The sequence below is a fragment of the Sulfurovum zhangzhouensis genome, from assembly GCF_030347965.1.
GTDB classification, from domain to species: Bacteria; Campylobacterota; Campylobacteria; order Campylobacterales; family Sulfurovaceae; genus Sulfurovum; species Sulfurovum zhangzhouensis.
Genome location: NZ_JAQIBD010000001.1, coordinates 963,119 through 982,302 on the forward strand (window position 1 = coordinate 963,119; position 19,184 = coordinate 982,302).

The 19,184-nt window shown below is 39.7% G+C and carries 16 protein-coding genes; 1 reads left to right on the top strand and 15 read right to left on the bottom strand.

What is annotated here, in order from left to right; translation table 11 throughout:
• Positions 1 to 22: 22 nt before the first annotated feature.
• The 3 genes from PGH07_RS05025 to PGH07_RS05035 all read right to left on the bottom strand — a co-directional run bounded on the left by PGH07_RS05025 (position 23) and on the right by PGH07_RS05035 (position 3,917).
• Positions 23 to 1,180 (bottom strand): glycosyltransferase, encoded by a 1,158-nt coding sequence (locus PGH07_RS05025; RefSeq protein ID WP_289413033.1) that lies wholly within the window; start codon positions 1,178 to 1,180, stop codon positions 23 to 25.
• Positions 1,167 to 1,913, bottom strand: a complete 747-nt coding sequence (locus tag PGH07_RS05030; protein ID WP_289413035.1) for a UDP-2,3-diacylglucosamine diphosphatase — start codon at positions 1,911 to 1,913, stop codon at positions 1,167 to 1,169. The genes PGH07_RS05025 and PGH07_RS05030 overlap by 14 nt, the downstream gene beginning before the upstream one ends.
• Positions 1,914 to 2,168: 255 nt before the next feature.
• A complete protein-coding gene (locus PGH07_RS05035; protein WP_289413036.1) occupies positions 2,169 to 3,917 on the bottom strand; it encodes a PhoX family protein in 1,749 nt (582 codons plus the stop codon).
• Between the two features lie 119 nt (positions 3,918 to 4,036).
• On the opposite strand from PGH07_RS05035, the gene PGH07_RS05040 reads away from it, so the two are divergent.
• Positions 4,037 to 4,270 carry a hypothetical protein gene (locus tag PGH07_RS05040; protein WP_289413037.1) on the top strand — a complete coding sequence of 78 codons (234 nt, stop codon included), beginning with the start codon at positions 4,037 to 4,039 and terminating at the stop codon, positions 4,268 to 4,270.
• A 6-nt stretch (positions 4,271 to 4,276) separates the two neighbouring features.
• On the opposite strand, the gene PGH07_RS05045 is transcribed toward PGH07_RS05040, so the two are convergent.
• The 12 genes from PGH07_RS05045 to PGH07_RS05100 form a co-directional block, all read right to left on the bottom strand.
• Positions 4,277 to 4,960, bottom strand: a complete 684-nt coding sequence (locus tag PGH07_RS05045; RefSeq protein ID WP_289413038.1) for a response regulator transcription factor — start codon at positions 4,958 to 4,960, stop codon at positions 4,277 to 4,279.
• A gap of 139 nt (positions 4,961 to 5,099) precedes the next feature.
• Positions 5,100 to 5,783, bottom strand: coding sequence for a response regulator transcription factor (locus PGH07_RS05050; protein WP_289413040.1), 684 nt, complete (start codon positions 5,781 to 5,783; stop codon positions 5,100 to 5,102).
• A 149-nt stretch (positions 5,784 to 5,932) separates the two neighbouring features.
• Positions 5,933 to 7,471 (bottom strand): inorganic phosphate transporter, encoded by a 1,539-nt coding sequence (locus PGH07_RS05055; protein ID WP_289413041.1) that lies wholly within the window; start codon positions 7,469 to 7,471, stop codon positions 5,933 to 5,935.
• A 137-nt stretch (positions 7,472 to 7,608) separates the two neighbouring features.
• The gene (locus PGH07_RS05060) at positions 7,609 to 8,724 is read right to left on the bottom strand and encodes a putative porin (protein ID WP_289413042.1); all 1,116 of its coding nucleotides are present in this window, start codon (positions 8,722 to 8,724) and stop codon (positions 7,609 to 7,611) included.
• A gap of 453 nt (positions 8,725 to 9,177) precedes the next feature.
• Positions 9,178 to 12,432, bottom strand: a complete 3,255-nt coding sequence (locus PGH07_RS05065; protein ID WP_289413043.1) for a carboxypeptidase-like regulatory domain-containing protein — start codon at positions 12,430 to 12,432, stop codon at positions 9,178 to 9,180.
• Positions 12,433 to 13,716 (bottom strand): tetratricopeptide repeat protein, encoded by a 1,284-nt coding sequence (locus tag PGH07_RS05070; protein ID WP_289413044.1) that lies wholly within the window; start codon positions 13,714 to 13,716, stop codon positions 12,433 to 12,435.
• A 9-nt stretch (positions 13,717 to 13,725) separates the two neighbouring features.
• The gene (locus PGH07_RS05075; RefSeq protein ID WP_289413047.1) at positions 13,726 to 14,364 is read right to left on the bottom strand and encodes an energy transducer TonB; all 639 of its coding nucleotides are present in this window, start codon (positions 14,362 to 14,364) and stop codon (positions 13,726 to 13,728) included.
• A gap of 6 nt (positions 14,365 to 14,370) precedes the next feature.
• Positions 14,371 to 14,775, bottom strand: coding sequence for an ExbD/TolR family protein (locus PGH07_RS05080; protein ID WP_289413049.1), 405 nt, complete (start codon positions 14,773 to 14,775; stop codon positions 14,371 to 14,373).
• The gene (locus PGH07_RS05085) at positions 14,772 to 15,386 is read right to left on the bottom strand and encodes a MotA/TolQ/ExbB proton channel family protein (protein ID WP_289413052.1); all 615 of its coding nucleotides are present in this window, start codon (positions 15,384 to 15,386) and stop codon (positions 14,772 to 14,774) included. Before PGH07_RS05085 ends, PGH07_RS05080 begins: the two co-directional genes overlap by 4 nt.
• Position 15,387: 1 nt before the next feature.
• Positions 15,388 to 16,719: a MotA/TolQ/ExbB proton channel family protein gene (locus PGH07_RS05090; RefSeq protein WP_289413054.1), complete on the bottom strand. Its 1,332-nt coding sequence runs from the start codon at positions 16,717 to 16,719 to the stop codon at positions 15,388 to 15,390.
• On the bottom strand, positions 16,719 to 17,483 hold the full coding sequence (locus tag PGH07_RS05095; RefSeq protein ID WP_289413057.1) for a DUF3450 family protein: 765 nt from the start codon (positions 17,481 to 17,483) through the stop codon (positions 16,719 to 16,721). The genes PGH07_RS05090 and PGH07_RS05095 overlap by 1 nt, the downstream gene beginning before the upstream one ends.
• A gap of 150 nt (positions 17,484 to 17,633) precedes the next feature.
• The coding region (locus PGH07_RS05100; protein WP_289413059.1) for a beta-helix domain-containing protein at positions 17,634 to 19,184 on the bottom strand (1,551 nt) is incomplete at its 5' end.

A 19,184-nucleotide genomic window follows, 5' to 3' on the forward strand; every position in this document is an offset into this window, starting at 1 on the left:
GAAGTTCTTGATTACACAAGCATTACAAAACGGTTACATTATGATTACAGTTCATATGTACTTCCCAGAATGCATCAAAGCTTTTTGCAATGTCCATTTCAGCGATTATTTTATGCCCGTTTTCACCATGTTTTTCTCGGAGAGATCTATTTTCCATCAATACTTTTATCTTTTCCAGCCACAATATCCGGTCATTCACATTGATAGCATAACCCGCTTGCTGTTTATCGCCTATCAACGTTTTGGGACCCCCTTCATCACTGACTAAAACAGGTAATCCTGAAGACATTGCTTCCATTACTACCTGTCCCAATGTATCCGTTGTTGAAGGAAACAAAAAAAGATCACTGCTGGCATAGATCTTTGAAAGCTCTTCGCCTCTTTTGATACCCAGTGACTTGATATGGTACCTTTCAAATAAAGACTCATCCAGATCACCTCCCACAGCGATCAGATAGATATTTTTGTTTTTACTTTGCAGATAGTACGCTTTCCACAACTCCAAAAGTAACGGGAAGTTCTTCTCTTTGGTAAATCTGCCTACATAGAGTGCTTTGACCGAAGTCTCAGGAATGCCGTACATCTGCCAAATACCCATCTCTTTATAACTGGTATTAAACTTCCGGGTATCTATCCCTGCTTTGAGTGTATGAATGTTTTCAGGATCAAATTTGACATCTTCCTGCACGATCTTTTTATAGGCTTCGCTTCGAACAAAAAGTGCTTTGAAATCACGATAAAAATACTCCATCACTTTATTTCCGATATGTTTTACGATTTTATACGGCATGTTTTTATAAGCAAATGCAGGAAAGTCAGTATGATAAGTTCCCAGCATAGGTATGGATTTTTTCTGGGCAATCCTACGCCCCATTAACCCCACAAAACCTGGAGTTGAGATATGCACGACATCAGGGTCGATCTCCTCAGTGATGGATTTTAGTCTTTTATAGGATGGAAGAACAAGATCCAGTTCGGGATAAAATGGCATCTTGGTTCGAAATAAAGGTTTTATGATCTGCACATTAGAAAGATCAGGACATATTTTTGCCGTTGATGTCACTACATAAAATGCTAGCTCTTTTTGATGGGCAAGCTTTGAGATATCCTGTATAAAACGCGAAACTCCGTTAACATCACACAGTGTATCTGTGAATAGCAGAATCCTAATGTTTTTCATCATCATGCCAATGGATAACTTTCCACTCTCCATCTAGTGTTTCTACAAGAGCGGTACACGACTCCACCCAATCCCCGGAATTTTTATACTCTATCCCGTCTATTATTTTCATTTCGGCCTTATGGATATGTCCGCAGATAATGCCATCGTAGCCTTTATGTTTTGCATGCTGTGCAAGGATCTGTTCAAAGTCGGTGATAAAACTAACGGATTTTTTTACATTGTCTTTGACATATTTCGAAAGTGACCAGTATCGCTTTACCCCCAGCTTTTGTCTAAAAAAGTGCAAAAAGTGATTGAGGTTGAGCAGCATTTCATAGCCATAGTCTCCCAAGACGGCTAACCATTTTTTGGTCAAAGTGATCGAATCAAATATATCCCCATGGGTAATAAAATATTTTTTGCCCTCAATACTCACATATTCAAACTCGTCGTCAACTTCCAAATTATCCCCAAGCATCAAAGGTAAAAAAGGACGCAAGAACTCATCATGGTTTCCTGTGACCAGATATACATTGGTACCTTTTCTAGCCTTTCTGAGTACTTTTTGAACTACATCAGAATGTGCCTGTTTCCAACGGAACTTGCGTCTTAATGCCCAACCGTCAATAATATCCCCCACCATATAGAGGTTTTCAGATTCGTTGGACTTCATAAAGTCCAAAAATGCATCAGCTTGGGAGAACTTGGTACCTAAATGTATGTCTGAAACAAAAATTGATCGATACTTCATGCAGTGATGTTAACCCAAGAATATCACGATTTGGTAACATTTTTTGAACTTTGACAGAAGGCTTGAAAACAGAAGACCTATATGGAAACTTTTAGAGGTTTATTCTAGAGTGATCGAAGGGGGAAACTATTCACTGTCAGGTTGAGGCTGAAACATGATAATGAACAAGTGAAACTTTATATAAACACTAGGTCTTCTGGAGCGTATGATAGTTTTACTTCATAACAAAGTGATTACAAAACAATTACGGGAATGTTATTGCTTTAACCCTCTGAATGCACCTAGTACCCCAACACTTGATTCTCCCCTGTTTTTACTTTTTGGATGCGGATGTTGTGTGACAAGCACCAAGTATCCATAACCATTGATGTCGTTATACCAAAAAGGTGAAGTAGCTTCTGCTCCTTTGGGCAATATGATGATGGGCTGAAGTATTTTGGTTTCGGTATTAAAGGCCCAGACCATATTGTTTTCATGATAGGAACTATCCTCACCGATCACAAGGATAGATGAGTTGGGTAAAAAAGTAAGATTATCAGGATTGGCAATGCTTTCAAGCGCACAGCTGTAAGAAAATCCGTCTTTTATCGGTTTACCTACCAACTCTGCTTTCATAGACAATACCCTAAAGCTATCATCCACGGCTAGTGCATAAACACCTCCGCAACCGTTATAAGGCAGCCTGATATGATTATACCCGCCTTGATCATATTGATTGTCTTTATTTCCCTTTTTTGCATGATCCTCCATCCCTCGTGCTATCTCACTGATAGAAAAATAGAGTGTATGACCTAATGCATCAAAAGTGATCCCTTCTCCTTTACGAAACTCGGTTGTTGCACCCATTATGGCCGCATAACGTCTGGTCTCTAGAAATGCTGCAGCTTTTTGCATACGTTGTTTTACCTTGAGACATTCAAATCCTGCTTCGGTATTGATCGGAGTATATCCCGCTTTACATATACCATCTGTCATCCCCTCTTCAAATATATCTTTAAAGCTCAACCCATCATTGGTTGAAACATTATGATCAGGATCCAGCATCGCTCTTATCTCACTGTCTTTTGCCGTACCCAGTTTGATCCATGAAAGTGTTGCACTTCCACCGTTTTGACTGTTTAGCTGTGTCCATTTGGCCGCATAAAGAGTTCCTTCACTCAGATCTTCTGCTTTTGTTGCCACATACATAAAGAACCCGACATTGGTACCGTCATCTGACATATAGACAGTTTTTTTATCAGGCATCACATATGCCAGTTCATGGGAGAATCTTCCCATGGAGTAATGCTTGGTATACTTCACTTCTCCTTGATCATTAACAGTGAGTTCCGGGATCCATCCATAGTAATATGGATTTGCCTTTGAGAGATCACCTCCCCAGTAGTCTCCGATATAGTCATAATAGAGATCAAGCGAACCGTCTTGCTGTCTTAACTTTGCATCTGCAGGATACTCTTCGCTGCCAAGATGACTCTCCCAGGGTGTCTTCATCCCCGCACAGTGTACATATCCCCCAAACTCCTCTTTTTGTGAAATATATCTCAGCGTACTGGGTTTGGGACTAAGTTCTCCCTGCGTGTTCTGCTGCAATTCATTGATGTAGTATGCTCCCACTTGACACTCAAATTGAGAAACCATATAGAGCTTGCCATTTTTTTGGAGCAGAGATACATGATCCAACCCGGACCCTGATCCCATCGGATTAGAGGTACCGTTGCAGATATATGGACTGCCATCATGCAGTGTCAACGGAATATCCCGACTATCCTTCAATAGACCATACACCTCACCATTATCCATATGACCAGTTGACATCAAGGTTGTAAATCCTATCTTTTGTTTATCCTTGTTAATGACAACTTCCTCTGATGCATGAAGGGCATACTTCTCTTTTTCTACACTTGGGAAGGTTACAGGTTCAAAACGAATATCCAATATTTCTTCAGCATACACACCATTGATACCCAGAAAATAAATCACTAAAAAAGTATAAATGCACTTCACAATACCACTCCAAAATCTTTTATATTTGCCGTTAAAACTGCAACATAAATGTTATAAAAATGTAATTGTAATGATACCAAATCACATTAAGATTCTTATACAACTATAAGGAGTTTACCATGGAAAGCGTATTTATGATCAACAAGTTTGAGGATGGATGGGACCTAGAAGAACTAGCAAGTAATATCGATGCGCAAGAAGAGTACTGTATCGAAGCTCTTGAAATTCCTGATGATAAGATCTATGGTACAGAGATGATCGGAAACGGTCTGCTTGAAGTGGTTTTGACAGATATCCAAAAAAGCGAACTCTCTGAAGACTGGTATATCAACCTCACAAGAGTCAGTGCCTAAGAGTAACTAAACCAATTTATACCCTACGCCCCATACAGGGACGAAGTATTCTTTTTCTCCTGTAGGGTCTATCTTCTTTTTAAGACGATTGATAGCGACGTTGACTGCATTGTCATTCACCTCATCCCCTTCACTGCCCCATACCTCTTCACGTAAGAAATTCCTCGTTAAAGGCTTATCGATATTTTTGACAAACGTAAGTAACAGGTTAAACTCACGTATTGTCAATGCAACAGGTTCATCATGAATGAAAGCAACCTTCTTGGCTACATCAAGCAAAATATCTTTGTATTTTATTTTGTCTTGTTTTGTCAATGCGCCGGAACGTTTCAAAAGTGCTTTTACCCGCAATAAGAGTTCTTTTGTACTGAAAGGTTTGGTCATGTAGTCATCACCGCCGCTTTCATATCCCTCTTCAAGCTGACTCTCCTGATCTTTGGCAGTCAGAAAAATCACAGGAATATCATAACCCAAACTTCTGATATGTGCGACAAATTCACTTCCTTCCACACCTGGAAGGTTCCTGTCGACAATCATCAAAGACGGGTTCTCCTCTTCTAAAAACTGCTCAACATTTTCAGTTGAGAGAAATCCCACCGTTTCATACCCTTCCTTTTGGAGATGGTACTCTATAAGGTCGAGGATATCCTCTTCATCATCTATGATAATAATCTCTATATTTTTTTCCATAGAGTCATTATATAGCAGACTCTCTAAAATGTGGATTGACGATTTTTTTAAATAAGATACGCAAGAAAATATAAGAAAAAAGGTGGAGGGTAAATATATATGAAATAGTTTGATACACAAATGTACCGGGGAGACAATATCACCCGAGTTTATACCCCACTCCCCAGACAGGAATAAAATACTCTTTGTTCCCATTCGGGTCTATTTTCTTTTTTAAACGGTTGATGGCGACATTGATCGTTTTATCATGAAAGTTCTCATTGTCATCTCCCCATACCTGATCACGGAGAAAATCCCTCTCAAGTGTCTGATGTGCATTTTTCACAAAAGTGTAAAGAAGTTTATACTCTAGATTGGTCAAGTCAACCCTTTGATTATCAATCAACAGTTCTCTTGTCTTATTGTCAAGTATAAGATCTCTATAGCGCAACTTATCACTCTGTTTCACACCGCTTCGTCTTAGAAGTGCTTCAACTCTAAGTAAAAGCTCTTTAGTCTTAAAAGGCTTGGTGATATAGTCATCGCCTCCTCTTCTAAAGCCCTCCTCAAGGTCTTCATCCTTGTCTTTGGCAGTGAGAAAGATTACAGGGATATCATAGCCAATCTCTCGCATATGTGCAACAAATTCGCTACCTTCTACCCCAGGCAAATTTCTATCGACAATTAATAGAGAAGGTGACTCTTCTTCCATAAACTGCTCTACATTTTCCGTAGAGAGAAATCCTGTAACATCATATCCTTCTTTGTCAAGGTGATATTCCAAAAGTTCTAAAATATCTTCTTCATCTTCGATAATGACAATTTCTGCATTCTTTTTTTCCATGCTGGAATCATAATAAGTAGTGATTACATTTTGGTTACAAAAAACTTATATTTAATTACATTTTGATTACAAAATAAGTAAGAGGATTTTGAAGGGGAAGATCGTAAGACAAGGCACTCTCCATTGCAGAAAGTGCCTTTTAAAAGGGGTTAGATTGCCAACCCTTTCAGTACATAAAAGATGATCGCTGATACTGCTGCTGCTGCAGGTACAGTGATAAGCCATGCTGCGATGATCTTCTTGACAAGACCGCGTTTAACATAGTTTTCTCTAAGCTCACGCTTGATCGCTTTAACATTTTTCTTCTGCGCTTTTTCTGCTTCCATGAGTTCAACTTTTTTCTTGTAGTCATCACCCGCATAAGCTGCAAGCTCCGCTTTAAGCTCATGATGTTTTTCTGTTTCCTCTTGAAGCATTTTCTGTTTTGCACCTGTACCCTTACTGTCAAGCCACTCTCTTAGGAATCCGACACCAAATACCGCACCAACAGCAATGTGTGTTGAAGATACAGGAAGACCAAGCTGAGAAGCGATAACGACTGTGATCGCTGCTGCCATCATGATAGAGAAAGCTCTCATCTGATCAAGTTCAGTGATCTCTGAACCAACTGTACGGATAAGTCTTGGACCATAAAGTGCAAGACCGATCGAGATACCGATACCTCCTGTCACCATTACCCACAGAGGGATAGATGCTTTTGTCGATACTTTTAGACTGGTCAATGCATCATTCACAGCGGCAAGCGGTCCTACAGCATTGGCAACGTCGTTCGCACCATGTGCAAAACTGAGTAGTGCCGCTGCAAAGATTAGCGGGATCGTAAAAAGAACATTGATCGCTTCTCTAGAGTTATCCAGGCCAACAACTTTTTGCGCTACTCTAGGCTTAACGATAAAGAATGTGATCACCCCACCGATCAAACCAAAGATCAATGCCACTGTAAATGTTGGTTTATCAGTTTGTGGCAAGAAGCTAAATATCTCTACGATCGAACCCCAGATATGTTTAAACCCTTTTAGTGTCAAATAAGTGATAAATGCTGCTGACATGATAGCTACTAGTGCAGGTACCACTTTTTTCGCAGCTGACAGTCTATCAGCTTTATAGATAACCTGTGATTTAATGATGTAAAGGAATGTTGCGGCAATCACACCTCCAAGTACCGGAGAGATAACCCACGAAGCAGCGATTGTACCCATTGTTGTCCAAGAAACGATCGCAAGTCCGCCTGCTGCAATACCTGCTCCCATTACACCACCAACGATAGAGTGTGTTGTTGATACCGGTGCTTTAAGCCATGTAGCCAGGTTAAGCCAAAGCGCTGCAGCCAAAAGTGCTGCACTCATCGCATAGACAAACATCATTGGATCATTACCGAAAGCATCTGGAGAGATGATATCCTTTTTGATCGTACCGACAACATCACCACCTGCTATCAACGCACCTGCTGCTTCAAAAATCGAAGCAATAACGATTGCACTTCCGATAGTGATCGCTTTAGCACCAACTGCAGGACCAACGTTATTGGCAACATCGTTTGCACCGATGTTCATCGCCATATATGCACCAAACACTGCTGCGAGTACTAAAAATGTGCCATGAGTAGCCTGTCCCATTATGCTGTTAGCATAAAATGCTACTGCTACAGCAAACACTGCACCGAGCATTATCCTGATTGTATTGTTCATTTGTATCCCTTGATCGATAAAATTTTGGAAGTATAGAAAAAAAGTATAACAATTTTGTTACAAAAATGTTATAAAAAATTTTTCAAATCTGCATCTCAAACTCTATATAAAAAGATTAAGATGCAACATAAAAGGCTCTAGAATTTGATAATTGCATCCAACTGTACACGCTCGTAGTCTGCCTCTACTCCTGTTGCACTTTTACTTGCATAGAGTGTATTGAAGAAAAAAGTACCAGCGATGTCTACATGTTTTGAAAATACGTATTTTGTTCTAATAGCATGACCTTTAGCAGCTGAACCACCACCAAAATTATCTGAGTCACTGTGTGCCGCAAAAACGGCATCTGCTTCTATGTCCGTATAAGAGTATTTTACTTGCCATTCACCAATATTTTTAGCTTTTCCCAGCTGAACGCCTATGTCATATCCGAAGTTATTGTCATCTGCGGCCGTGTTATATGCTACGGATGCTGCGATTTCAAATGGTTTACCAAGTACATCTTTAAACTTTAGCTCACCAAACCCTTCTAAAATATGATAATCATTAGCATAAAAACCACTAACAAGTGTGTTTCCAAGTGCACCAGCTGCATAAGGGGTTGAATTACCTTTTATTCCATCATAGTAGTAGAAACCAGCACCAATATTGAGAGTTGAGCTTTCGAGCTTTGTTGAGAGTACATATTGCGCTAAGAAGAGATTGATATCCCCTGTGCTAGTCGCTTCATTCTCTCTTCTATGTAGCTGGTTTACACCCAAGGTTACCATATTTGTATTGTCTGTATAGTTATAGTTCACACCCTCTAAAAGCACATCATTATCCCAGACAAGTTGTGACTTAATAGGTCTATACATCATGTATGCCTGCTTACCTGCTTTAATAGTAGAGTTATCAAACTTATAAGCAATATCTAAAATTTTGAGTTCAAGTACATCAAAAAAATAATCTGACCAAGGCTCGTCATCTCTAAAGGTAACATTTCCCGAAGTTGGATTATCTTTGCCGCTAATGACAGCTGTTTCAAGCAAAAGATTATCTGCAAGGTCTATGTCTGTAAATAATCTTAAACGATATCTCGTTCTATATGTATTACTTTTGTCATCTCTTTCAATACTCTCGTATCTTAATCTCATATCACCTTTGAAATGAATTCTATCAAGAAAACTACTTTCACTACTAGAAACTTCTTCTGTTTCACTTGCTGTTAATATCGTTGCTAATGCTACCAATGATAAAACAATTTTTTTCATATCCATCATCCTTCTACTTAATTGGCGAAAGTATAAAAAAAAAGTATTACAAAAATGTTACCAAAATGTTACCAATTTATGCTCTGAATATTTTAGTATATCTGAAAGCCGGGTTTATTGTTAGTTTTATATAAAAAATTACTTCAAGTTTATACCTTTCAGTATCTCGAAATAAAAATATATAAAAAGCGAAAAAGGCAGTAGACATGAGCATTACAACCCAGGATAAAGCAATCGTCTTTAACAAAAATAAGCTGCTCCCCATGCTTGTACGAAAGAAGATAGCAGTACCATAGCAGGCGATATTGAATGGCGTAAAGATGATAAATAGTGTTGCAAAAGAGAAGGAAAATATGATTGAAGTTTGACCCTCCCGGTAAAATGGAAGGGATTTATGATTGTTACCAATCAATAATTATAGGTACAAAGCACAAAAAGTACATCGTTCAAACATTAATATTTGAACGATACAGAAGCTTTAAAGTCTCTACCTTTTTTAAATGTCTTATATGCATGGTCCTGATCTTGCTGATACCATACAGTCTCTTCATTCAACAAGTTTCCAAGCTTCAGTTTCAGGCTAAGACCATTAGTGAAATTTTCTATCCATATAAAGTCAAGCAGTGAAGCAGGATCTTCCATATAATCAGGATATGCCAAGATACCTGATTCAAAATCTTTCAGACCGACTTTTCTGATCCTTGCTCCCATCTTGTTATATGCCAACGTAAAACTTCTTTGATTCTGTTCATAAGAAAGTGCTACGTTAAGCACCGTTTTGGAAAGCCCCTGCAGCTGTCTGCCATCCGTACTCAACTTTTCTTTCTGATCGTCACTCAGGGTCACTTTAGAATCAGCATAGGTAAAGTTACCGGATAGATAGAAATCGCTCAGGAATCTATGCAAAAAGTCCAGTCTTTTTCTTCCGTCAATCTCGATACCTTTGATCGTAGCACTTTTTGAGTTCTGGAAAGAGTATATCGGGAGTGATGATGAACTTTCCTGTGTATCTTCGATAGGATCATCCAGTTTTTTATAGAACAGACCAAGCTTTATACTCTCAGTATCAGAGAAATAGTGGCTGTATTTAAGATCATAACTGTTGATGATCGTATTCTTCAAATCCGGGTTACCTTTTACATCTGCGATCTCATAAGGATGTGAGTAAATCCCGCTTGACGCTTCTCTCAAGTCTGGAAGAATATAGGTTTTTGAATATGCTGCATCCAAAGTATTCTCTTCATTAAACGAATATTTTAAAGAAGCACTCGGAAAAAGTTCATTATTCAGCTCAAGGGTACGGTCATACTTTTGATAAGTATTGTTTTTACTCGGATCATAGTCTTCACCCGGGTGTTCTCTTCTGCTATACAAATAGTATGAAGTGGTAGTTTGCTCTACATTCACCTGACGTACACCGACCAACACATCCAGAGCACTAGTCGGCTTTAAGAAGGTACTAAGATACAGACTTGATTCATCCACATTAGCATCAAAATAGTTCTTTGCCTGTGTATAGTTTTCCAGCGTGAAACGTCTGTCATCAAACCATATATCAGGACGTACGTACTCATCATAGATCGTATCAATGTCATCTGTAAACTCTGTTTCATCTCCATTGATCTTGATACCAAGCGAGTTCATCTTTGATTTTCTTTTTTTGTTACTGCTTGAATAACCGATATCAATGTAGTCCTCTTCACTGAAAAGATCGACAAAGAATTTGTTCTTTAGATAGTATGCCTGTACTTTATCATCAGAAACCAACCTTTTTGCAAACTGGTTTGATGTCTTCTGAAGGTACGCAGGTGCACCGCTATCCAGACCATCATCATCTACATAGATATATCTATAGTTGTTCGGCTGGTTCAATTCAGCTTGTGCACTTTCCAATCCAAAACTAAATGCATTCTTTTTGTTAAAAAGTTCATAAGCAAAGTCACCGTTGATCTGATCGGCCTGAAGAGTTCTCTCTTCCCACTCCAGGTCATAATAACTGAAGATCTCATTTTGATTTGACCCAAACTCTCCTATACTTAGTTTGGTTCCTTTGAGACCTGTATGTGTATATAACTTGGTATATTTGAGATTCAATACATCTGCAAATGTATAACCTACATTGAATATACCTGCCTGAGAGTATTCAGAGCTTGATCTGAGTGCAACCCCGCTGTTACTAGGCAAATCATTTAAAGTACTATAGATACGGTCCTCTGGTGCAGCATCCGGATTATCTGGTATCGTCTGGTTTATTGCATATTTATAAAGCTGCTCTTCACGATACTGGTGATCCTGAGAATAGTCATAGTTTGCAAATACGGTAATTTTATTTTCATCATCGATATCATAATGCTGTGATACTTCTGCCCCGATACTACCGCCAAACGGTAATGGATCGTTTGTAAGGTTGTATTTTCTGTCGCCTACATACTCCTGCATAAATCTTGAGAGATCTTCTCTAAGAAAGTATCTGGTTGTGAATGAAATAGGACTTTCTCCGACAACTACATCAGTAAGATCCAACAAATCCTGGCTGATCTCTCTATAACCGTTATCAAATCCCGTCCAGTCAGTGCTGCTTCCCTGATAACCGATCACATTATCTCCGGTATAGCTGTTTGCTTTCAGCCCCATAGAGACTTTAATATAGTCATCACTGATATTGTCTTTCGTTCTGATATCCACATATCCACCCCCGAAACTTGCAGGGATATCTGCAGTACCGCTCTTTTGTACTTTCAACGAACTGATAACACCTGATGGGAAGATATCCAAAGGAACAACTCTTTTGGTAGGGTCCGGTGAAGGAAGCGGCATTGAGTTCATCTCAATGTTTGAATATCTGTCACCCAAACCGCGTACATAGATACTTTTCCCGTCTACAAGCGTAACACCTGTAACTCTTTTTAGTGCACTTGCCGCATCACTGTCACCTTTTTTTGACATCTCTTCAGACCCCAAAATATTGGTCACGGCACTGCTCTTTTTCTCTTCTTGCATCACATCCGCAAGACTTCCTTCGATTTTCGGTGCAAGTACGACAAACTCTTCAAGCTCCATACTTGCCGGTGTCAACTTGATGCTTTTGGAAGTCACACCGTCCTTTTTCACTACAATACCGCCAATCGTTTGTGCACTATATGCTGAGTGAACTACCGAAATACTCAAACTCTTACCTGAAGGCACCGTAGCAGCAAAACGACCATTTTCATCACTTCTCACATCTACAGATGTACCACGTACAAAAATTCTAGCCCCTGCAATAGGCGTATTTCCTTCCGAAGAGAGTATCGTACCTACAAGTTTTCCTTCTCCTGTCGCTATCTCATCTTTTCTTTTTTCGGAAGCAGCTACAGCCACCGGTATATCGATATCGATACTATCCGCACCTGTTTTTGAGAGTGTTGCGATCACTTCGGTATTTCTATTTTTTTTGATTTCAATAGGTTTTTTGAAGTATCCAAGGTTTTGGCCGCTCTCACTTTTTCCAACGATCTCAAGCTGATGTCTTCCGGTAGTAAGAGGTACCATCACAGTACCGTCTTTATCCGTTTGGAAAAAGAGTTTACCGTCTATTTTTACTTCGTTACCAACCAGTGGCTTTCCGTCGCTAAATAGCAATACTGAAAGTGTACCTCTTTCTCCTTCACTAGCGATAGCAGCTAAAGGTACGATCACCAACAGTAATATATGCAATAATTTTTTCATTTATAGGCACTCCAGGCTGTTACTTCTACATTTTTCTATATTTTTACGGATCACCGTTGCTTTAGAGAAAAGTTCATCATCTTCAATCTTCTTCAGATGTGCTTCGGCTTCATCATAATCCTTGACCATATAGTACGAGTATGCCAAGGCATAACGCATATTGTCATTTTGTAAAAGGCCATATCTATCCATTGCATCTTTCAAACCGATGATCTTCTCAAATTCACCTTTACTGATATAGATCGCAACTTTCTGCTTGGTCTTCTCCTCTTTATCTTGCATCATGGAGTTCAGATAAAGTGCATGAGCCAACGCACCGTTTCTTCTATACATCTCTGCAGCTTCTTTTAGATATTTAGCATCATAAAAAGATCCTTCTTCAAACAGATCGGCCGTAACATGAGGCATCTCTTTTTGATTATAGTAGTGTCCTAGAAGGATATCTACTTTTGCTGATGACGGGAACTTTAACTTCGCTTCTTCAAGAATCTCTATAGCTTGCTCGCCCTCACCTGCACTTTGAAGCATCTGTGCCAAAGAGATATACTCCTGTGCATTTGCCGGCACTTTTTTCATATATGCTTTTGCTGCATCAATAGATGCCTGATAAAGCTTCAACTCTGCAAAATAATAAAACTTCTGCTTCAACAGTGTTGCGTCCTCAGGGAAAAGTTTGCTCCCTCGGCTTAGTGCATCGATAGCCGATCCCTTCTGATCAGCCTTCCAGTAACACTCTGCTCTTAAGGTAAAGAGTGACGCACTCGCACGTCCCTTTTCTCCTGCATCATCCAAGGCATGTACTGCATTAAGATATTCTCCGGCCTTGTAATAAGCTTGAGAAAGATAGATATAGATCTCTTCTATCTGATCTTTTCTCAACTTTTCAGGATCAAACACAGGAGTTTTAACCACAGGTTTTTCCTGCTTATCATTCTTGGAAAATATCTTAAAGAGATATTCTCTTTGGGGCTTATCTTCTACCGGTGGTTGATATACCTTTTTACGGGTTGCCAAAATCGCTTCTTTGAATGCATTGATCGATGATTGATAGTTCTCTTCCTTTAGAAAGATAAGACCTCTCATATTGTGATATTTATCCCACTCAATATCCATATGGGACTCTTTGGCTTTTTGAAGTTCATCAAGTGCCTTATCATATTTGCCATCATAATACATGATAGTCGCAATCTCCATATGGTTGATCGTCTGGTCTTCAGTCTCTTTTGCCTGAAGTGTCAGAACAGAGAAAAAAACGACTGATAGTGTCAATAATTTTTTCAACATCTTTTTACCTTAATTTAAATCGAAGCGAACTTTCTGCTTCGCCCACACTTTTACAGGGTTACCTTTATACTTTGCCGGTGCAAAACGCCAGCTTCTCACACCTCTCAGTGCTGCCTGATCAAACACTCCTGCCGGACTTGAAGCGATCACTTTTGCAAGTTCTACACTTCCGTCTTTACCAATGAGCAGGTTCACGATTACATATCCTTTGATACGTTTTTTTGCAGCTTCCGGCGGATAATCAAGTGGACTACGAGAAATCACTCTTGGCTTACTGTCCACTGTCCCTTCGCTCATTGCCGCATCTGCTGCTACATCTCCTAAGAGATTTCTTCCGTCACCGATGATATCCCCTGTTGCAAACTCAGGAATATTCATAGCCAAACCGCCTAACATCGCACCAAGATCAGGAAGCGGCGCTTTTGGTTGTGCTTTTGGCTTCGGTTTTGGTTTTGGTTTTGGTTTCTCCATTTTAGGCGGAAGTTTTTCCATTTTCACATAACGCATAGGATCTTTGACTTTTTTCTCTTTCTTTTCAACCTTCGCATTAAAAGAGACTACAAGTACCACCATAAGCAATGCACCAATAGCCATAGCCCATAGTGCAGATGATTTGGCACGATCTTTGTTAAATTTCACTTTTGCCATTGTAGATTATCCCATCTCTTTTGATGTTGAGACAGCTACATCTTTTGCCCCTGACATACGGCATTCATCTACAACATCGATCAATGTCTCTACCGGGATCGTATCGTCAGAAATAACCAATACAGACTTCTCTGTTGAAGTTCTTAATAGATCTCTTAACTTACTCTGGATTGCCCATAGCTGTACAGGTTGATTATCAATATACACCTGTCCTGTATTATCGATATAGACACGTACTACTTTTGAGTCTGCCTTACTCGCACTTGCAGCTGAAGGACGGTTAATATCCAATTTCATATCTTTAACAAATGTAGTGGTTACCATAAAAAAGATCAATAGGATAAAAACCATATCGATCAATGGAGATACATCTACATTATCTACTTCTTGTTTTTTTGGTCTAATTCTCATTCAGCATCCTTCGTGGATATAATATCTGTGATCTGTTCAAATTCCAGTTCGTAACGTTCTGCCTGTCTGTCAAGTACACGCCCTATGATCAATCCCGGTACCGCAACTACAAGCCCGAGTTCAGTGGTAAAGAGTGCTTTTGAGATACCTCCGGAGATACTCGCTCCCTGGGAGAACATCGAACTGTTTTGGAGTGCATCAAAAGTCTCGATCATACCTACAACCGTTCCAAGAAGACCAACCAGTGGTGCAAGAACTACTATCGTCTTGATCATAATCCTGTAGGTGTTTACATCACTATAGTATGGAAGCAGCACACCGTTGATGTGTTTTCTTACATTTGCACCGATAGCTTTAGCCTCTTGGGCAGCTTCTAGGGCATCCACAACAGCATAGTCAAGCATACCGCGCATCACTTGATCTTCACCTCTTGTTTCATGCTTGTTAATCAGTCTGCGGACATTTCCTTTTGTCCCTCTTTTGAGGATAAAATATCGATACCCTAAACCATACCAGAGAAAGAAATTGAGTACAAAAAGTACCCACATTACCATCCCTCCGGCATTCATAAGCTCGACAAATCTGCCGACAAACTCAAATGGCGAAAGCATCTTAGCCTCTGTACTTCTCGTAAAGGTTTACGATATGTAGTGCATTTTGCTCCATTGAGTCCTTGATACCCTGCGCCCAGCCAGAAAGCAGGTTTCCGATCAATAGAAGCGGGATTGCTACAATAAGACCTTGCATTGTCGTAACAAGTGCTGCAGAAATACCGCCTGAGAGAAGCTTCGGATCACCTGTACCAAATTCTGTGATCACATCAAAAGTCTCGATCATACCAGTTACAGTACCCAGTAGTCCCATTAACGGTGCTACAGCTGCGATTACCAATACGAAGCCACCGAATCTGTCAATCTGCGTACTTTCATTAAGGATATTTTCCATAATGACGTCTTCTACGTGTTCTCTGTCTTTATCGATATTTCTAAGTGCAGATTTGATTACTCTGGCAGTTGATCCCTCAAATCCTTTGATCGCATCAAGTGCTTCATGTTTTTTACCGCTCTCTACTTTTTCTACCACGATCTGAGTAATGTCATTTACATTTGTACTTGCTTTCATCAAGTTGATCACTCTTAGTCCTAAAAGAACCAAACCGAAGAGACCAAGTGCGAAGATGATATACCCAATGATTCCTCCATCTTCCATAGTCTCCACAAATGTTTTCTCTTTTACATAGTCTACCTCTTTATCCAGGTTCTCGTAAACAAAGATATTCACCGTATCATTTGGCTTTTTAGCATACATCGCTTTGGCATCATCTGATGAACCTACAGCATTCCACAATTTGTATGCCCCATTCCCTGCAGGAGCAAGTGCACCTGCTGCATCTTTAGAGATACCGTAAGCTGCAACATTACCCACTTTTACGATATCGCCTTCTACTTTTTTCCCATCCGGAAGGTAAAACTCACCTTTCTCGTTTCTTATAGAAGAAAGCTCACCGTAAAGTTTAGTAGAGACAGAAAGTGCCTGCTGTATCTTCTGAACATCTGTAGTCTTGTTATCATCACCCATCTTCACACCATACGGCTCAAGCGTCAAACGTGCCTGGTTTACGACATTTCCTACAAGACCACCGTTATCCTCTTTATCAGCAAGTGCTTTAGAGAGCTTTTCCAGCTTTTCACTGCTTGTTTTTGCATTTTTAGAAACTTCAAGGAGCGTAGACTGAAGTGCTTCTACTTTCTCTTTAGAAAGTTGAAGGTCTTTTTCCTGCTGCACCTTGTCTGTTTCAAGTCTCTTTGCTAGTTCTGTTTTTTGTGCTTTAAGAAATGCATACTCTTTTTGATATGCTCTATCAAGCTCACTTGCATTTGTCACTGTCAGTAGTGCGAAAAGTGTAAAAATAGGTAAAAATAATTTCATTATCATCGCTTTCATTAGTTAACTCCTCTTGTCAATAACGCATTAGGAAGAGTAAAGTATCCTGTACGGATCTGCTTTTGTAGAGCATCAAATAGTTCAACGATCTGGTCACGTTCTGTAGAGTCAGTCGTTACAACGTAATCATAGTTATCTCCGTTTTGTTTGACATAACCTACTCTATCATCAGGTGTAGCAAAGAACATCATTACTGATCCCACTTTTGCGATCTTTGCCATTGTTGCTTTACCGTCCAAAGTGATCTCTTGCTTGAACTGTCCGATCTCTTTGGTTAAACGCAATGCATCATCATAGCTTGCCCAAGTAAGTGCCAATGCTTTTTCTTGTGTGATATTTTTATTTTCAAGGTCACTTTTGATTTGATGAAGTGCAGCTACACGCTCATCAATTTTGAACGGGATACCTGCTTTTATCTCTTTTTCCAATGATGTGAGTGCATCTTCAATGATCGGTTTAAGATCAACGGTTGTACTTCCTGCAGCCTCAAGCTTCTGCTCTATTTTCTCAATATTTTGCTGAGTCAGTTTAAGTGCCGTCTCTTGTCTGTTGATCTGTGCTTCATTATCAGAGATTTGAAGTGCATAAGATTTCATTTGAGACTTATAAGCATCTTTATTGTTATCTATCTGACTGTAGAGAGCCTCTACTTCGGATCTAAGTTCCATGATAGACTTAACCATTTCATCTTCAGCCATAAGCTGGGGAGAACAAATAAAACTAGCGATTAACGCCATCGATACTATTCTTTTAGGCATTGCCATAATTTACTCCAAGAGGTATAATTTGGCGAATAGTAACTTATGAAAGTTACAAAACGGTAACAAAATTGTTACAAATTTATGACAGGGATATATAAAGAGAAAAGAGAGGAGGGATAAGAGACAAGTATTTACTTGTCTCTTAAAGAAGGATTAATAGCTGTTTCCAGTACCTTCATTGAATTTTCCTTCAAGAGTCACGTCTGAAGTACCAGTGAATCTTGCACCTGTTGATGTACCGTTGATCGTGATGTTCTCAAATGAAGTGTTCGCTGCATCTACTGTATCAGATACACCATCCGCACTCAATGAATAGATCGCAGCATAAGCATCATCTACGTTATCAGTGATCGTACCGTTAAGGAAGTGTCCACCGATACCGTCTTTCTTGAAGTAGATACCACCCTCTTTTGCAGAAGCATTTTGAAGGATACTGAATCCGTCAAATGTTGCGTGAGTTGTTCCTGACATCTCAAATCCAGCGTTACCAGTTGTTTGTACTACGTTAAGGTTTGTTACTGTTCCTGAGAAACCGTCATCGATATCGAAGTGGTCATCTGTACACTCACTTACATCGATATTGCTCATATTCACTGTACCACCCCATGCTTCCACACAGTCATCATCTGATTTATTTACAGTAATGTGGTCAATTGTAGTTCCTGAACCAACACCTACAAGTGAAAGACCGTTGATCTCTTTATCTACATCCATTGTGATACCTGAGTTAAGGATCTTCACATATCTAAGGATACCTGAGTTGTCTGCAAGATCTGTATCTCCGGCAACGAATGAAGGATCCACCTCATATGGAAGAACTTGCGGGTTACCTGCATTACCGATGATTGTTAGACCACCCCATTGCCCTACTGCCGGTGCTGCACCGTCAATCGCAACTTTTGTTGAAGTGAATGTAATAGGCTCTGCTGCTGTACCGTCTGCGATGATCTTACCACCTGCATCTACGAGCATGTATGATGTCTGTGCACCTGTACCGTCAAATGCTGCAAGTGTAGTTCCCGGCTCGATTGTCAATGTCGCACCATTCTCTACAACTACAAGACCGTCGATCAACCATAGTTTGTCTTTTGTAAGTGTCATATCACTTGCGATACTGTTTGATAGAGTCGTTGTTCTCTTAGGTGTATTACCTGCACCTTTGTTGAATTTTCCTTCAAGCGTTGCAGCTGAAGTACCAGTGAATCTTGCACCTGTTGATGTACCGTTGATCGTGATGTTCTCAAATGAAGTGTTCGCTGCATCTACTGTATCAGATACACCATCCGCACTCAATGAATAGATCGCACCATAAGCATCATCTACGTTATCAGTGATCGTACCGTTAAGGAAGTGTCCACCGATACCGTCTTTCTTGAAGTAGATACCACCCTCTTTTGCAGAAGCATTTTGAAGGATACTGAATCCGTCAAATGTTGCGTGAGTTGTTCCTGACATCTCAAATCCAGCGTTACCAGTTGTTTGTACTACGTTAAGGTTTGTTACTGTTCCTGAGAAACCGTCATCGATATCGAAGTGGTCATCTGTACACTCACTTACATCGATATTGCTCATATTCACTGTACCACCCCATGCTTCCACACAGTCATCATCTGATTTATTTACAGTAATGTGGTCAATTGTAGTTCCTGAACCAACACCTACAAGTGAAAGACCGTTGATCTCTTTATCTACATCCATTGTGAT

Excerpts from the sequence above, each read along its gene's own strand:
- PGH07_RS05025 (WP_289413033.1), bottom strand. The coding sequence starts at position 1,180 with ATGAAAAACATTAGGATTCTGCTATTCACAGATACACTGTGTGATGTT.
- PGH07_RS05030 (WP_289413035.1), bottom strand. The coding sequence starts at position 1,913 with ATGAAGTATCGATCAATTTTTGTTTCAGACATACATTTAGGTACCAAG.
- PGH07_RS05040 (WP_289413037.1), top strand. The coding sequence starts at position 4,037 with ATGGAAAGCGTATTTATGATCAACAAGTTTGAGGATGGATGGGACCTA.
- PGH07_RS05045 (WP_289413038.1), bottom strand. The coding sequence starts at position 4,960 with ATGGAAAAAAATATAGAGATTATTATCATAGATGATGAAGAGGATATC.
- PGH07_RS05050 (WP_289413040.1), bottom strand. The coding sequence starts at position 5,783 with ATGGAAAAAAAGAATGCAGAAATTGTCATTATCGAAGATGAAGAAGAT.
- PGH07_RS05055 (WP_289413041.1), bottom strand. The coding sequence starts at position 7,471 with ATGAACAATACAATCAGGATAATGCTCGGTGCAGTGTTTGCTGTAGCA.
- PGH07_RS05060 (WP_289413042.1), bottom strand. The coding sequence starts at position 8,724 with ATGAAAAAAATTGTTTTATCATTGGTAGCATTAGCAACGATATTAACA.
- PGH07_RS05065 (WP_289413043.1), bottom strand. The coding sequence starts at position 12,432 with ATGAAAAAATTATTGCATATATTACTGTTGGTGATCGTACCTTTAGCT.
- PGH07_RS05070 (WP_289413044.1), bottom strand. The coding sequence starts at position 13,716 with ATGTTGAAAAAATTATTGACACTATCAGTCGTTTTTTTCTCTGTTCTG.
- PGH07_RS05075 (WP_289413047.1), bottom strand. The coding sequence starts at position 14,364 with ATGGCAAAAGTGAAATTTAACAAAGATCGTGCCAAATCATCTGCACTA.
- PGH07_RS05080 (WP_289413049.1), bottom strand. The coding sequence starts at position 14,775 with ATGAGAATTAGACCAAAAAAACAAGAAGTAGATAATGTAGATGTATCT.
- PGH07_RS05085 (WP_289413052.1), bottom strand. The coding sequence starts at position 15,386 with ATGCTTTCGCCATTTGAGTTTGTCGGCAGATTTGTCGAGCTTATGAAT.
- PGH07_RS05090 (WP_289413054.1), bottom strand. The coding sequence starts at position 16,719 with ATGAAAGCGATGATAATGAAATTATTTTTACCTATTTTTACACTTTTC.
- PGH07_RS05095 (WP_289413057.1), bottom strand. The coding sequence starts at position 17,483 with ATGGCAATGCCTAAAAGAATAGTATCGATGGCGTTAATCGCTAGTTTT.